This is a genomic window from Bacillus sp. G16, from assembly GCF_021282335.1.
Classification (GTDB): Bacteria; Bacillota; Bacilli; order Bacillales; family Bacillaceae; genus Bacillus; species Bacillus inaquosorum.
In genome coordinates this window covers 84,217-97,907 of sequence record NZ_JAJSOZ010000007.1, presented here as the reverse complement: position 1 = coordinate 97,907, position 13,691 = coordinate 84,217, and the positions used below count along the sequence as shown (strand labels likewise).

Genomic DNA, 13,691 nt, shown 5'->3' with positions numbered 1-13,691 from the left:
ACCTCCCTTCAGGACGTTTTGATCGCTTCGATGCTTTCTTTCAGCTCCTGCATGAGCGCAGTCAGGTTTGCCTTTTCCGCATCCTGTCCTGCAGGCCGTTTATAGATTTCCTCAGGCCACTCCTCCAGCGTTTTGCCAAGCACCCTCCCCGCAAGGTCGCGTAAATCATTCGGCGAGACCGCTCCGGCTGTAATAAAAGGACCGAGCACTTTCGCAATCTCAAGCGGATCACGAAAGTCCGGTCCTTTTAATGTCAGCCTGACGTCATGGATATTCAGCTCCGGCAAAAGCAGCGTGTTCAGTTTATTCACGAGCGTTTTTCGCTCCGGCTGAAAGACCTGCTCCTCCGTAATTTTTCTAGCGGTATCAGCTGTCGCCCGGTTGTATTCCTGCGCCTCGCCTGTATACAGAGGCGGAAGGCGGAACGCCGAGCGCAGCTTATTTCTGCTTTTTTCATCGTACTCAAGAAACAAGGCGTCGTTCTGGAGAATTTCCGCCAAGGACTTGATTTCCACGGAAACCGGCGTAATATCCTCGCCCCCATGAAGATCCTTCTCTTTTGCGATTCCTTCCGCTTCAATCAGGAGAAATTTATGGGCGTTTTCCACGCCTTCAAGATCATTCATGTACTCTTGCAGCTCCCGATAAGAAGCTTCCGACAGCATCCCGTTTTCAACTGTAATCGCAGCGGGGACGTGACGGCCCTGCTTAAAATACATAAAATTGAGTTCTTCCGCTTTTCGCGCTCCGTATAGATTGACGATATTCCCTACCCAGCGAGGCACGCCGTATACGCCGCTTCCGATTTTGAGGTGAATGGCTTCATTCGCTTGATATTTCTCTGCCAATGTGCTCACATATTCACCCGTGCGCATGTCCATTTTTCTCGGATCACCGTATTCTTTAAAAAATACTTTTTTTCCATTGATCATCTGCACATATTTTCGGAAACGTTTTTGCCTTTTGATTCTCTTCACTTTTCCGTTTTCTTCATACATAAAAGATACTTCAACAGGCTCGCCGGCTCCGCATACACGCATATTTTTCACATCTAAATATTCGATGCCAGCCGGTTTTCCCATCCCGTCCCGAAGCACTTCCATAAAGCCGTTGCCTGTTTTTTCTCTATCTTCGATGGCATAGCCTAAAATCATTTCGGCTGATTCGTCAAAATGAAGACATTTATAAAAGGCTTCAAGTCTGGCCCAGTCTTTTTCCGCCCTTTTCTTTTTCGCCTGATCAACGTCAGTGGCGTTAACATCAAACGTATACTCAACATCAAAGCCAAAACCTGTAATATTAACTCTGTACGCATCTATGCATTGCTGAAGAATGGTCGAGTATTCAGCAATGGTTTTGAGCTCGATGATATTGTAGGGCGGTGCGATAATATCCTCTCCGTACAGCTCAGAAAAGTCATCTTCATATATTTGCTTTGTCTGAGGAGCGGCGGAATTGGCTTTGAACACAGTGGCTCTGACTGTTTGATTGTGCATCATTTATGACCTCCTCCTTTCCCGGTTCGGCCGGATACGTTTGTTTGCTGTCTCTTTCATATCAGCAACCTCATAATCATCAAGCGCATACCAAATGGCAGAAAGCGTATGCGGATCAATCGTGAATTCATCCTCTATCAGCGCGCCGTTTTTATCTTTAGCATACGTTAGCGACTTGAGCTCATAGATGACATTTTCACAGCGGTCCGAACAGAAGATCTTTTTGAATCGTTTCACCTTTTTGGTATATTGAAGCCTGGAGCCGGGAAACTTTCTGGCTCCGACCATCCGAAAGCCCTGCTGGCGGAAATATTGAATGCTTTTCGGCTCAGCCGAGTCGGCTTTGATCAATTCCTGTGTATTGATAAACTCACGGAGCTCCTCAGCCGTCCTGTCATCTGTCATTTTGTTTTGATAATACTCCCAATAAATGTAGAGGTATTTTTTCTCAGGATCGACAGCGAGCCGGACGACGGCATTATAGGATTCCTCGAACCCAAAATCCATGCCTGTGCGAAAAATCGGCTTGCTGATGGCTGCGATACGTTCTTTTACTTGGTCATGCGGAAGCACCTCAAACTGCGGCAGGACCCTGATCCCGTTGACGCCGAATCGGCCTTTGCGGGCAATCCGGTACAGGTCAGGATCATACGCCTTGAGTCCGTCAAGTTGTTTCACATAGCTTCTCGGGAGAAAGAGATTGTCGTTTGCTGTGGAATGATGATAATACGTATCTCCCTTGACAATCGTCCGCTTTTCGTACAGCTCGCTGTCATCAAGCACAAACCGTTTATTGCGTTCATCCCGAAAAAAATGCCGGTACGTCCAATTGGAGGTGCCGACGGGATTGGTGGTGCAGATCATATGAAGCTTCAGCTCGGGGTGGCGAAGACGGCCGATTAATTCCTTAAAGCCTTCATACTTCACCTCTGAGCATTCTTCAATCCATATTAATGAAATGTTATGAACCGATTTTAATTTTGCCGGATTATCCATTCCTTTGAACATGATCCGGCTGCCATTTTGAAAACGCAGCTGTAGCGGGGAAGAAAGGGATGCCACAGCCTTTGTGAGGCCGAGCTCTTCAATCACCTCTTGAAACAAGGCGAAGGTCGAATCCCGATGGGTATCGAACACCTCGCGGATGACAAGAGCCGTCCGTTTTTCCTTCAGCAGCTTTAACACGATTTTCAATGCGGTATGATAGCTTTTGGATGAGCCGTAGCCGCCGACGAGAAACTGGTACGTCTGCTCCCAATTGAATACGTAATCTTCGAAATGAGGGTTGATTTCTTTTACAATCATGGCTTGTCCTCTTTTCGTTTGATCATGATTTCAATCGGCTCCTGGCTGTCATCTGTTTTCTCTGCTTTTTGTTTGGCAAGCTTTAATTTCTCGTTTTCAATTTTTTGTTTAAATTGATCCGGAAACAAATCGAAATATAAGGACAGCTTCTCGAGCGCCTTCATTTTATCGGCCAGCTTGATGGCGATGCCTTCTTTGCCGAGCTTCGCTTCCGTCACAATGGTTCCGTCAACGAGCCCGGAATCTTTGACATCGACAAAGCTGATTTCCTTCATAATCGGATTATCATCTTCATCAAACAGCGGCCCCGATTTCCCGACAGCCTGGACCTCTTTTTTTCCGAAGGTCACATAGTCCGTAATATCCGCAAACGCGATCTTGATATAAACCTGCAGCACATCCATCGCTTCAATAAACATTTCATTGACCATTTCTTTTTTAATGCGTCTGATTTCAGCAGCGACCTTTTCATTCTTTAACAGCCGGCTGCCCGTCACATGGGCGCTGTCCGGAGAATAACCCGCTTTGATTGCTGACTGTGTGGCATTGAAGCTTTTGACATAATACAGGCAAAACAGCCGCTGGCGTTCATTTAATTCATCATTGTCTATCCGGCGCTGTTTTTGTTCGTTTCTGGTTTCAGAAAACAAGGTCTGTTTCCATTTGTCTTGTTTTTTCCAGATGCCGATTGTTTTCGCAGAAACGCCGATTATATCCGCAATCGCCCGATTTGTGATGTTTCCCTGATGTTGTTGATAGATTGCTAATGCTTGTTCGCGCTGTTGAGTTTTCATGCTACGGCATCACCGCCACCTCCAGCATGGATGTCTATTCATAAAAGCGGCTGATCTTGCCAGCCGCTTATGTGTCATGCTCTATTCACTTATAGGTGGCAAACGTATGACAAGCTTTCAGGCGAGCGATCGATTCATTTCCTCCTGCTGTCTTTGCATTTTTACGATTGCCCGTTTGATAGTTGTTTGCACAGTCGATTTTTTCACGCCGAGAAGATCAGCGATTCGTTCATAAGAAAAGCATTCTACCTTATGCAATAAAAACATTTCTTTTTCTCTGTCTGTTAACAAGGCTAACGCTTCTCGGATTCTCTCTCTGTCTTCTTCTGATACCTTTCCGTCAGGCTCGACCATCATCGTGCTGGAAAATGATTCGATAATTCTCGGATCCTTGATCATCAGCCGTTGGTAGGCATCACGCCGGTCAATCGCCCGTCTGATGCCGGGTTGTCTTCCTTTTTCAAGCCATTCTGTTACATATTCAAGATCCGTGATGATATTTCTGATGATTTTTTTATCCTTCATCTCTTCAGCTGAGAGCATGGATTCATCTGCTTTAGCGAGCGGTTTATATTGTGTTCTTGTTTGTTTTAGTGTGCGTTTATATTCAAATAGTAAGTCTTGCATTCTATGATCCTCCTCATTTTTGGCAATAAAAAACGGACACCAATCAACGCACAAATGCTGTGCAGTTGATCAGTGTCCGCAGGCTTTCCGTCTTGGACGTATTCTGTTTTCGCTTTAATTTAATTTGTAGCCGATCTCAAATTCCACGCGGGCAAGGTCTCCCTTTCTCGTTTCGACGAGCGTTTTTCCGTGCTCCGGCGCTTCTGTGATCCATGCTTCCTGCTTGATGCCATCCACAATAATCACGCGGATTTTTCCGTCCTCCAGCTGGCTTTCCAGCGTGATGGAATTGATATGTAGCAGTTTTTTAGGACTGATCATGTTTCTTTTCCTCCCTTTCTGATTCAGCGCTTTTTTTGGCCTTTTCTAATCCCTGAATGATGCGCTCCTTAGAATGAACAGAATTCCCTTTCAGAAAATCAAGAGCTGCTTTAGACGCTTCCAGCAGTTCAGGCGCAGCCGCCATCAAAGCGGCATTGCTTTTTTGCGAATAAGAGCTGAGGTCGAATACAGCGGCGATCAGCCGGCCGTTTGAATATGGGAATCTTTCTTTTTCTTCTTCACTGTATGCTGAATAAATATAGATCGGCTTCGTATCCCCGCACGGGACAGCATGCCACGGCGCAGGGCTTTTCTTTGCTTGTTTTTTTGCCATTACTTTCACTTCCCGTCATCCTTATACCATTGTTCAATGTTTTTTTCTGTTCGCTTTGCCCGAAACAGCAAAGCAATTAGAGCTGTCAGCTGTTTAATCACGGACATTCAGCCTCGCTTTTCCCGCTGTCAACATTTGCTCCAGCTTTTGAATGACCGGCGTTAAGTCAGTGCCGGATCGGCAGTTCGGACATGGATGAAAAACAGCTCCAATCCCGGTATGTTCCACAATGACTTTCTTCGTCTGACAAAGCTTGCACATTATCTGACGCCCTCCAATCTATGGTTCAGCTCGTAGGCTGCTCCTTTGATAATCACTAAATAATCGCTGCACATTTCGTAGATTCTCGTGCCGAGCGCTTCATCGACCCGTACAAGTGTTTCAATCGTCAGCTCGCTCGAAAGCAAAATCGGTTTATGATTTAAGTAGCGGTAATTGAGTACCGAATACATTTGCTCTAATTGCCAATCTGTGGCACGGGGTTTGCCATTAACCGGTTTAAACAGGTCATCTATGAACAGCACATCTGCCTGCTTCATCCGGTTCAGCTTCGCTTCCAAAAGATCAAAGTCATTTTTAAGATCGGTAAAGCCTTCCACGAATGGAAAATAAATGACCGGCACATGGCGTGTTCTCATCAATTCATTGGCAGCAGCGGTCAAAAGGTGCGTTTTCCCCGATCCGGGCTGTCCTAAAAGGCCGATGCTGTTTTTCCGGGCGTCCTTGATTTGTTCATAATCCGCCACATACTCTTTTGCGCATTCAAACGCATCTTTTATGGCCTGCGGTTTTCCCTCAATGCAGAATTCTTTGAAGCCCAGCTGTCTGAAGGCAGGGGTAATCTCACTAGCACCGAGCAGCCGCTTCACTTTCCGTTCTGCCATGCAGCTGCACATCGTCCAGACTTCCAGGCCGTTCTGGCAGATGAGATAGCCTCCCTGATCCTTGCATCGCGGGCAATCATACCGGCTTGCGTCTGATTCGGCCGGTTTGTCCGCCAGTAATGGCCGTCTCCCTTTTCTCAGCTCGTCCAAAATTTGCTCGATTGTTCGTTTTGTCATGTTTTTTCATCCTCTCATGTTGAATTGCGACATTCTTTTTGGCCTGCTGCGCGAAAAATCGGTCTTCAATGAATTTCGAGCAGTAGCGAAAGGCCTTGATTGTTTCTGAAGCGGCGGTTCGGCGGTTTTCAAAGGCTTGAAAGCATTCCTCAAGCCATTTGATTGTTTGCGTTACAGGAACGCCGATGGCGACAATACGGGCGATGGCTTGATAATCTCTTGAGGAAGGATACACGGTGCGTCCTTCTTGAGCCGACCGTAATTGTGTAAAACGCTTCGCAATGTGATCCACTGCATCATCAGCAGCAGTATATGTGTTTGTTTTATCTTTATCTGAACGGACGTCTGTGTCCTGTGACTGCGGCGAAAATGGCCGTTCCTTTATGCTCTGGTGTGCAGTTTTGTCCGATCTGAAGCTGAATTTTTTGGAATGCTTTACTGAAATCATCAGTCCGTATGGCGCACGGACAGCCTTTATGTACTCATGAGTTTCGAGAAGCTCCAGCCATCTTCTGACGGTTTTTTCACTCACACCGAATACAGCCGCCATTTCTCTCGCTTTTAATGGCTTATGGCCGAGCACGATTCCCCAGTTTACTCCGTCTTTTTCAATTTCTTTTGTTGTAGAGCTGATGAACCAGAGAAACAGCCATAGCGCCGGACCGATTTTGTCATAATGTTCTGAATTCAATAGCCCTGAATACGTTGGAAAAGGATAGCTTTTATCGATTTTCATTGTATGCCGCTTCTCCTTTTAACTTCATGTATGTTTGAAACTGTTCTTGCGTTTCAAAGTGGAACACCGGAAGGCCGCATGCCGTAAACGAGATGGTGCCGCCGGATTGTCCGAGATGGCGCTGATCTATGGGATTTTTACTAAAAACAATTTGGATCGGATACATGTGATCACTCTCCTGATCTTTTTTGATACATTACGTATCAACTGTTACCAAGTATAAACGATACAATCTGTATCATCAAGTTATTTTTGATACTTTTTTTATCATAACTTTATTTTGATACATATTGTATCTATAATCATAAGTAACTTAGGGAGTTTAAAAAAGAGAGGTCATAGTATGATAGGCAGCAGATTGAAGAGTCTCAGAGGGAAAAGGACACAGGAAGAAATCGCATCTCACATCGGTGTGTCACGGGCACGATATTCCCACTATGAAAACGGGCGAAGCGAACCTGATTACGACACACTCCAAAAGCTGGCTGATTACTTTCAAGTAACGACTGATTACTTATTAACAGGGAAAGACAAAACATCCGAGGATGATATGTTCTCAGATCCGGACTTGCAGCTTGCATACCGTGATATGCAGGATTTTTCCCCTGAAAGCAAACAGCAGGCCATCGAATTTATCAACTATTTAAAAGAAAAAGAGAAGAACCGCAAACCGAAAAATAAATAAACATTTCTCTGTTCTCTAAAACATATAAAAAATAGACCGATATAAAGAAAAAAGTGTTTATTTTTTAAAGAAAAGGGAAAGATTTCAACACACTTTCCAGTCCTATACGGGCTTTTCTTTCTTACCAAAAACAGAACATACGTTCGAAAGGGAGTATTCAATTGGGCGATTACTTATCACATCTGGAGGAATACGTTAAAAATTTATACAGCCGGCTGGGCATCACCTCTCCCCATCACATTGACATGCTGAAAATCGCACAGGACCTGGATATTTGGGTTCATTTTGAGGATATGGGGAGCATGATGGTCAAATACGACGGCATGTACAGTATCGTATTGAACCAAAGAAAATCACGGGAAGAGCAATGGGAAGATTTTGGCCATGAACTGTGCCACGTGTTAAAGCATGCAGGAAATCATTTTCAGATGAACAAGCTCTTCAGGGAACTGCAGGAATTTCAAGCGAATCAATTTATGTACCACTTCTGTGTGCCAACCTTTATGCTGTTGCAGATGGAACTGCCGCAATGGAGAAGCCAGGCGCTTGCCACAATCGCGACGGTATTCCGGGTAACAAAGGAATTTGCTGAAAAAAGGCTTGAAATGTTTGAACGGCGTAAAGCAGGTATTCAATTTCAGAAGCGGCTCGCTTACTTATTATCACATAAGCGGCCAAATGCGTACGAGGAAGGCGATCAGCAGCACTTGCAGGTCGCTGAAGAAAAAGCGTTATATCAAATCGGCAAATACAGCTGATCAAAAACGGGGCTGGGGACATTTGCCCTCAGCCCGGCATAGATATTAATATTTCGACATCGGAGGCATGGTATTCTGCAGCCACATTGGCGCCGGTTTAAGATGAGGCGCAGATGCGAACGCAATCGGAGTCGGGATATACCTGAACTCGCCCCGGCCGTCAAAGGCTTCGCCATGAGCCCATCTTCCTTGTGAGCTCTCATCCCCTCTGGAAAAGTTAAACAGGTCATAGGCCACTTCCCGCTTTTCGAGCTCACGCGGAAACGTCGTTGGAACGACAATATCGCGTTCTCTTTCTTCCAGCTCTTTAATGGCTGCATACCACATATTTTGATGATAAGTATCCCTTGTAATCAAAAATGACAGCATATCTCTTACCTCGGGATCATCGGTCATGGCATAAAGCCGTGTCACCTGAAGGCGCCCTTGGGCTTCCGCATTTAAGTTTGCGCGAAAATCAGCCAACAGATTTCCGCTCGATATGATGTATTTGGCATTCCACGGATAGCCCTCACTATCTGATGCCATCGCACCCAAGCCGGACACAATAGCGTGCTGAGGATTCATCCCTGACATTACTGCTGCAATAGCGGGATTGCTTTTATAAGCATCCTCCTGTACATCAGCGGGTGCATTATCCAGAAGCCTGGAAATCATCGTAGCCAGCATTTCCACGTGCCCGATCTCTTCCGTTCCCACATCACATAACAAATCTTTATACTTGGCGTCCGCCCTGCAGTTAAACCCCTGAAACAAATATTGCATCATGACACTGATCTCGCCAAATTGGCCGCCCAGCACCTCTTGAAGTTTTTTCGCATAAACCGGATCGGGATGAGCTGGCTTTGCCTGATATTGAAGCTCTTTAATATGATAAAACATATTCATTCCTCCCTGCACTATCGCACAACCCCAGCGTATGAAGGAATAGGCCGCTCGTGCAGGTCCGTTTCATTCAATCATAAAAACCAAGCTTAACAGCTTCCACATATCGACAAAACAAATCGTTTTGTGTGTAACTTTCATCACGGCAGCCAAAATTGCGGAACAATGCTTTTCGCTGTGCCGTACTTACTTCCAATTGCAGTCCCATTTCCCTTTTCGTCCGATTGACAATATTTTTCGGATGCACACCTGCCAGCCGGTCTTTCTCACTCGTGAGCTCGGCACTGAAGCCCGCTTCAATCAGCCGCTCACAAATGAGCTTGGCTTTTTTACGATCCGCGCCTCCGACCAATGTATGCGGTGTTTTTGGATCATGATACCCATGAAATGCTAATGCATAATGGTGGGCGTTCACTTTTTCTAAAGCCAGCGGCTCGTCAAAACGAGTGCTTGTCAGGTGCAAGGAACGGTTGTTTCGCTTCTTTACACCTTCAAACAAATAAATGGAACATTGTTCGGAAAATGCCCGCACCAGCTCACTGACGCCAGGTTCAATTCTGCCGCCGTGAGGACCGAGGACGATATGTTCACTTCCGTTTTTTTCCTCATAAATAATCCGGTACTCTGATTCAGAAGCAGAAAGGGCTGCAAAGCTGTCATACATATCTTTCATTTTGAACGCTCTCCTTTACCAGTCAGCACCAGTTTACTCTACTCATCTATGAATGAAAACCTTTTTATAGTATGATTTGATAGAATACGTATCAGGAGGTATATTATGGGATTTATTGATGGATTACTTGGCAATGCGTCAACACTGTCAACGGCTGCGGCGAAAGAAGAGGTGGCTCATATTTTACTGGAGGGTGAGAATGTTGATGCCGCGTTTAAGCTGGTTCGCGATTTAATTGTCTTTACTGAGAAGCGGCTTATTCTTGTAGATAAGCAGGGCATCACAGGCAAGAAAACGGAATTTCAATCGATTCCGTACAAAAGCATTTCCAGATTCAGTGTGGAAACCGCCGGCCGCTTTGACCTTGATTCAGAGCTGAAAATTTGGATTTCCGGCGCGGAACTTCCCGCTGTCTCAAAGCAGTTTAAAAAAGATGAAAGCATTTATGATATTCAAAAGGTGCTTGCTGCAGTTTGTATGTAAGATGAAAACGGAAGCTGGGCAGCTTCCGTTTTATTGATTACAGCTTTTCCTCTATTTTCACTTTCGTTTTTGGACCGTAAATCCCATCTGCCGTTATTCCGCTGACAGACTGAAAACGTTTCACGGCATTTGCTGTTTTCGGGCCATAAACGCCATCAATGCCGTGATTTTTCGCTCCTTTATCAGGATAAAAATAAAGGGCAGCTAAAGCGGTCTGCACCTGCTTTACATTTGTCCCTTTCGTCAGCGGGCTTGTCACTTTGATCACTCCGGATGGGAGCGGATAGGAAGACGCGGCATGGCTTTTAGAAGCAGATGCCGTCTGAGGCAGTTTTATCACCTGCCCGGCTTTGATGTGATTCGGGTCAGTGATATGATTTATGCTTTGCAGCGTTTTCACACTGACACCGTGTGATGCGGCAATACCCGACAGTGTGTCGCCTTTTTTCACATGGTATTCAGTTGCCGAAGAAGAGACTGAAGCCTTTTTCGCTGATACGCCTCCGTTTAATTCCTTTTCAATTGCCGCCTTCACTTGATCCCAGCGTCCCTCTGATAAAATGCGGTGCGGGCAGTACTTTCCGCTCCAGTCCTGATGCTTTCTCACCCGATCGATTCCCCAGCCGCGCTCTTTCAAAAGCTGCGCGACAAATGAAATCGCCAAGGCTTCGGCCGCCTCGTACTTTGGACCTCCCGATTTGCTGTAGCAAATCTCAACGCCGATTGATTTGCGGTTTCCTGTACCGTTTGTGCCGTCACCGGTATGCCAGGCGTTTCGGTTAAGCGGCAGACCTTGAATCACCTCCTTATCATCCACTGCAAAATGAAAGCTTGTCGAGCTGGTATTCCCAATCATATAGCTGATTTCATTAGCCGCTGACGCATCGTTTGCCGTGTTGTGAATGGTAATGTATTCAGCGGACATCGCATTAGGGCACTTCAGCGCGTATTTCGCTTCAGAAACCAAATTTTTCTTCACTTGAACGCTCACCTATCATCTCTCCTTTTTCTTTTTCACCAATAGGTGGCATTCGTAGGACGAAAAGCTCATATCATCCGTCACCGCTATATGGATAATTGTGTTAAACTGAAGTTCAATAGGAGGGGTAGGTCATGAATACATATTTAATGCTGACAACGAGAACAGATCATTTCAATCAGGAGCATGTAGCCGGACACTATGAATTTTTGGACCGTCTACAGGCAGAAAAGCGCTTAAAAATGTTCGGACCATTCAGCGATGCCACAGGCGGAGCCTACGTCATCGTAGCAGATTCGCTGGAAGAGGCGGCGGAAATCGGACATGCAGATCCTCTGGTGACAAGCGGATCATCTGAGCTGACCATAAAAGAATGGAAGCTGAAATAAAAAAGACCCCGGAGGGTCTTTTTTTCTCTTTATGTTTGATTTCGGGCCGCAATATGAAATGTTTTACCTTCTGTGTCTGCTGTTTCTCCTGCATGGACCATCACCTGAGTAAAGCTAAACCCGACCGCAACGAGCAACAAACCTGACATCCATTTAGATTTCATATAAACAATCTCCTCTCTGGATTTGTTTTTGTGCGTGCACCATTTTCTCATAAAATGAAAGTGCCTTTTCGGGCTGTCCGTTTTCTATATAGAATTGGGCAGCATCATGCGCCAGCTCTTCAATATAAGGATACAGCATATGTTCTTCTAGAAATTGAAAGGTGTGTGAGACTGATTCTGTGTCAATGTTTTTTCCGTATAACGCATGTAAAAATTGAAAAAGCTCCACAAATAATTCATCACTGTATTGACGGGCGATTTCCAATCCTTCACGATACTTTTTTTGCGCTTCGGCATCATTTTTTTGTTTATACAGAACCTGTGTTAAAGAGTAGATAGAATGCGGAAGATTATCGAACTTTTCCGACTTGCAAATAGAAACGGATTTCTCAAAGTATTCGGCTGCCTTTTGCAGCTCACCCATTTTCTCATAACAGTTTCCGAGATTGTACAGGGCAGAACTGATCAGGCGGGGATTGCCTTCTTTCTTTGCAAGATCTAAAGCCAGTTCTAAGTGGGGCAATGCTCTTTCTGGATACTGCATATCATCATAATTTCCTGCAATAACGAATTCACATTGGATTCTGCGGACGGTGTACGTTTCATACATTTGGTACGTTTCTAATGCCTGAACGGCGTAGCTCATCGAAACATAGGTTTGTTTTAAATTGTAAAAAATCTCGGCCATTTTAAAAGCAAACTCGGCCTTCTCAATATCATCCGAGACGAGGGCAAGATTCTTTTCTGCCCGTTTATAATACATCATGGCGCTGACAAACATTTTCTGCTTAAATTCATACATTCCTCGAAAAAAATTAAAGTAATAATCGAGAAGCCCTGTCAGCTTGTACTGATTCCCCTCGATGTCTTCTAATAATTCTGAAAACTCTAGCTGCGAAGTGTCCTCTCCAAAAGGCTTAATGTAATCCAGCATGACACGATGCCTGAACTCCATTAAAGAATAATACAGCAGCAAGTCTTGGTCTTCTTCCATATCCTCGATTTCTCTTTCTACTTCGAGCTTGACCCGTTCGGCCTCACCGACGTGGAACTGCCGGATATGGGTATACCATTCATTAATTTTAAGCCCGACATAAGAGGACGGAATCGTTTGCTTCATCCTCAATTAATCCCCCCTTTTGAGTTACCCGAGATATGTCATATTTTATCATATTTACAAGAAAAAGAAGAACGCAAAAAGACCGCAATTGTCGAATTTCGGCTAACCGCAACAAAATGAAAATTTCAGAACTGCATTACACAGCATTTTGTTGCATCACACAGCATATTACTTGTGAATTGATAACCGTTGATATAGGATTTCATTGCACCATTTATTTTTATATATGGAGGAGATCATATTGAGTCAATCCAATCAAATTGTTAGCCATTTTTTATCCCATCGAAACGTGACCAATGAGCTTGCTGAAAAAATCAGCAAAGACCATTACGGCTACAAACCGGCTGAAACGTCAATGTCAGCGGAAGAGCTGGTCAAACACATCCTTACGTCTTTCCACTTATTTGCAAATGTCATTAAAGAAGGCAATGCCTCACCATTTCAAAACAAGCAGGAAGAAACAGAAACAGATCTCAATGTTCTGGCAAAAACATATACAGAAAAAACGGTCGCAATCCTTGAACAGCTGACAGAAGAGCAGCTGGACAGAGAAATTGATCTGACAGCAACTTTTGGCAGAAAAATCACAGGCAGCGCACTGCTTCAGCTTGCAATGGAGCATGAAATTCACCATAAAGGCAACCTGTTCGTTTATGTGCGGGAAATGGGCCATACGGAGCTTCCTTTCTATCAGCAGCGCATGTAAAGGAAACGAGAAAAAAGATACCTGTTTAGGGTATCTTTTTTTGTGCCTCCGGCTCACTTCCGGATCTCGTCCAGACACTCATTATAGGGCAAATGAATAAAGATATTGAGCAAACCAAAATTTCAAGCAGCTAACGTACAAAAATTCAAAAAATTTAATTGATTAACACGACCTA

At 44.7% G+C, this 13,691-nt stretch carries 20 protein-coding genes; 5 read left to right on the top strand and 15 right to left on the bottom strand.

What is annotated here, in order from left to right; genetic code table 11:
* Window positions 1–8 precede the first annotated feature (8 nt).
* The 10 genes from LWH95_RS10915 to LWH95_RS10870 all read right to left on the bottom strand — a co-directional run bounded on the left by LWH95_RS10915 (window position 9) and on the right by LWH95_RS10870 (window position 6,840).
* On the bottom strand, window positions 9–1,496 hold the full coding sequence (locus LWH95_RS10915) for a phage portal protein (RefSeq protein WP_029316818.1): 1,488 nt from the start codon (window positions 1,494–1,496) through the stop codon (window positions 9–11).
* Between the two features lie 3 nt (window positions 1,497–1,499).
* Complete coding sequence (locus tag LWH95_RS10910; RefSeq protein ID WP_232919564.1) at window positions 1,500–2,801, bottom strand: PBSX family phage terminase large subunit; 1,302 nt, start codon at window positions 2,799–2,801, stop codon at window positions 1,500–1,502.
* Window positions 2,798–3,595, bottom strand: a complete 798-nt coding sequence (gene xtmA, locus LWH95_RS10905; RefSeq protein ID WP_232919563.1) for a phage terminase small subunit — start codon at window positions 3,593–3,595, stop codon at window positions 2,798–2,800. The genes LWH95_RS10910 and xtmA overlap by 4 nt, the downstream gene beginning before the upstream one ends.
* Before the next feature lie 117 nt (window positions 3,596–3,712).
* Entirely contained in the window at window positions 3,713–4,222 is a 510-nt protein-coding gene (locus LWH95_RS10900) for a sigma-70 family RNA polymerase sigma factor (protein WP_232919561.1), read from the bottom strand.
* Between the two features lie 114 nt (window positions 4,223–4,336).
* Window positions 4,337–4,543, bottom strand: coding sequence for a phage-like element PBSX protein XtrA (gene xtrA / locus LWH95_RS10895; protein WP_003239129.1), 207 nt, complete (start codon window positions 4,541–4,543; stop codon window positions 4,337–4,339).
* Complete coding sequence (locus LWH95_RS10890; RefSeq protein WP_019258141.1) at window positions 4,530–4,886, bottom strand: hypothetical protein; 357 nt, start codon at window positions 4,884–4,886, stop codon at window positions 4,530–4,532. The genes xtrA and LWH95_RS10890 overlap by 14 nt, the downstream gene beginning before the upstream one ends.
* Window positions 4,887–4,970: 84 nt before the next feature.
* Window positions 4,971–5,138, bottom strand: coding sequence for a hypothetical protein (locus LWH95_RS10885; RefSeq protein WP_019258140.1), 168 nt, complete (start codon window positions 5,136–5,138; stop codon window positions 4,971–4,973).
* A complete protein-coding gene (locus tag LWH95_RS10880) occupies window positions 5,138–5,938 on the bottom strand; it encodes an ATP-binding protein (RefSeq protein ID WP_080010778.1) in 801 nt (266 codons plus the stop codon). The genes LWH95_RS10885 and LWH95_RS10880 overlap by 1 nt, the downstream gene beginning before the upstream one ends.
* Window positions 5,838–6,674, bottom strand: a complete 837-nt coding sequence (locus tag LWH95_RS10875) for a phage portal protein (RefSeq protein ID WP_232919559.1) — start codon at window positions 6,672–6,674, stop codon at window positions 5,838–5,840. Before LWH95_RS10875 ends, LWH95_RS10880 begins: the two co-directional genes overlap by 101 nt.
* Complete coding sequence (locus tag LWH95_RS10870; protein ID WP_019258137.1) at window positions 6,661–6,840, bottom strand: hypothetical protein; 180 nt, start codon at window positions 6,838–6,840, stop codon at window positions 6,661–6,663. The genes LWH95_RS10875 and LWH95_RS10870 overlap by 14 nt, the downstream gene beginning before the upstream one ends.
* A gap of 177 nt (window positions 6,841–7,017) precedes the next feature.
* Here LWH95_RS10870 and xre point away from each other — a divergent pair, with 177 nt between their 5' ends.
* Both xre and LWH95_RS10860 read left to right on the top strand, forming a co-directional pair.
* A complete protein-coding gene (gene xre / locus LWH95_RS10865; RefSeq protein WP_019258136.1) occupies window positions 7,018–7,359 on the top strand; it encodes an HTH-type transcriptional regulator Xre in 342 nt (113 codons plus the stop codon).
* Between the two features lie 161 nt (window positions 7,360–7,520).
* A complete protein-coding gene (locus LWH95_RS10860; protein ID WP_133487800.1) occupies window positions 7,521–8,117 on the top strand; it encodes an ImmA/IrrE family metallo-endopeptidase in 597 nt (198 codons plus the stop codon).
* Window positions 8,118–8,162: 45 nt separating this feature from the next.
* Here the strand turns inward: LWH95_RS10860 and LWH95_RS10855 are convergent, their stop codons facing one another.
* Complete coding sequence (locus LWH95_RS10855) at window positions 8,163–8,999, bottom strand: manganese catalase family protein (RefSeq protein ID WP_232919557.1); 837 nt, start codon at window positions 8,997–8,999, stop codon at window positions 8,163–8,165.
* A gap of 73 nt (window positions 9,000–9,072) precedes the next feature.
* Window positions 9,073–9,675 carry a poly-gamma-glutamate hydrolase family protein gene (locus tag LWH95_RS10850; RefSeq protein WP_003239139.1) on the bottom strand — a complete coding sequence of 201 codons (603 nt, stop codon included), beginning with the start codon at window positions 9,673–9,675 and terminating at the stop codon, window positions 9,073–9,075.
* 105 nt (window positions 9,676–9,780) lie between these two features.
* On the opposite strand from LWH95_RS10850, the gene LWH95_RS10845 reads away from it, so the two are divergent.
* The gene (locus LWH95_RS10845) at window positions 9,781–10,158 is read left to right on the top strand and encodes a PH domain-containing protein (protein ID WP_003239140.1); all 378 of its coding nucleotides are present in this window, start codon (window positions 9,781–9,783) and stop codon (window positions 10,156–10,158) included.
* A 37-nt stretch (window positions 10,159–10,195) separates the two neighbouring features.
* On the opposite strand, the gene LWH95_RS10840 is transcribed toward LWH95_RS10845, so the two are convergent.
* Window positions 10,196–11,149: an N-acetylmuramoyl-L-alanine amidase gene (locus tag LWH95_RS10840; protein ID WP_232919555.1), complete on the bottom strand. Its 954-nt coding sequence runs from the start codon at window positions 11,147–11,149 to the stop codon at window positions 10,196–10,198.
* A gap of 122 nt (window positions 11,150–11,271) precedes the next feature.
* Here LWH95_RS10840 and LWH95_RS10835 point away from each other — a divergent pair, with 122 nt between their 5' ends.
* The gene (locus LWH95_RS10835; protein WP_148981500.1) at window positions 11,272–11,526 is read left to right on the top strand and encodes a YciI family protein; all 255 of its coding nucleotides are present in this window, start codon (window positions 11,272–11,274) and stop codon (window positions 11,524–11,526) included.
* Between the two features lie 29 nt (window positions 11,527–11,555).
* Here LWH95_RS10835 and phrA read toward each other — a convergent pair whose 3' ends face one another.
* Window positions 11,556–11,690 (bottom strand): phosphatase RapA inhibitor PhrA, encoded by a 135-nt coding sequence (phrA, locus tag LWH95_RS10830; protein ID WP_019258130.1) that lies wholly within the window; start codon window positions 11,688–11,690, stop codon window positions 11,556–11,558.
* Window positions 11,680–12,816, bottom strand: a complete 1,137-nt coding sequence (gene rapA / locus LWH95_RS10825) for a response regulator aspartate phosphatase RapA (RefSeq protein ID WP_080010777.1) — start codon at window positions 12,814–12,816, stop codon at window positions 11,680–11,682. The genes phrA and rapA overlap by 11 nt, the downstream gene beginning before the upstream one ends.
* A gap of 235 nt (window positions 12,817–13,051) precedes the next feature.
* On the opposite strand from rapA, the gene LWH95_RS10820 reads away from it, so the two are divergent.
* Window positions 13,052–13,516, top strand: a complete 465-nt coding sequence (locus LWH95_RS10820) for a DinB family protein (protein WP_133487806.1) — start codon at window positions 13,052–13,054, stop codon at window positions 13,514–13,516.
* The last annotated feature ends 175 nt before the right edge of the window (window positions 13,517–13,691 follow it).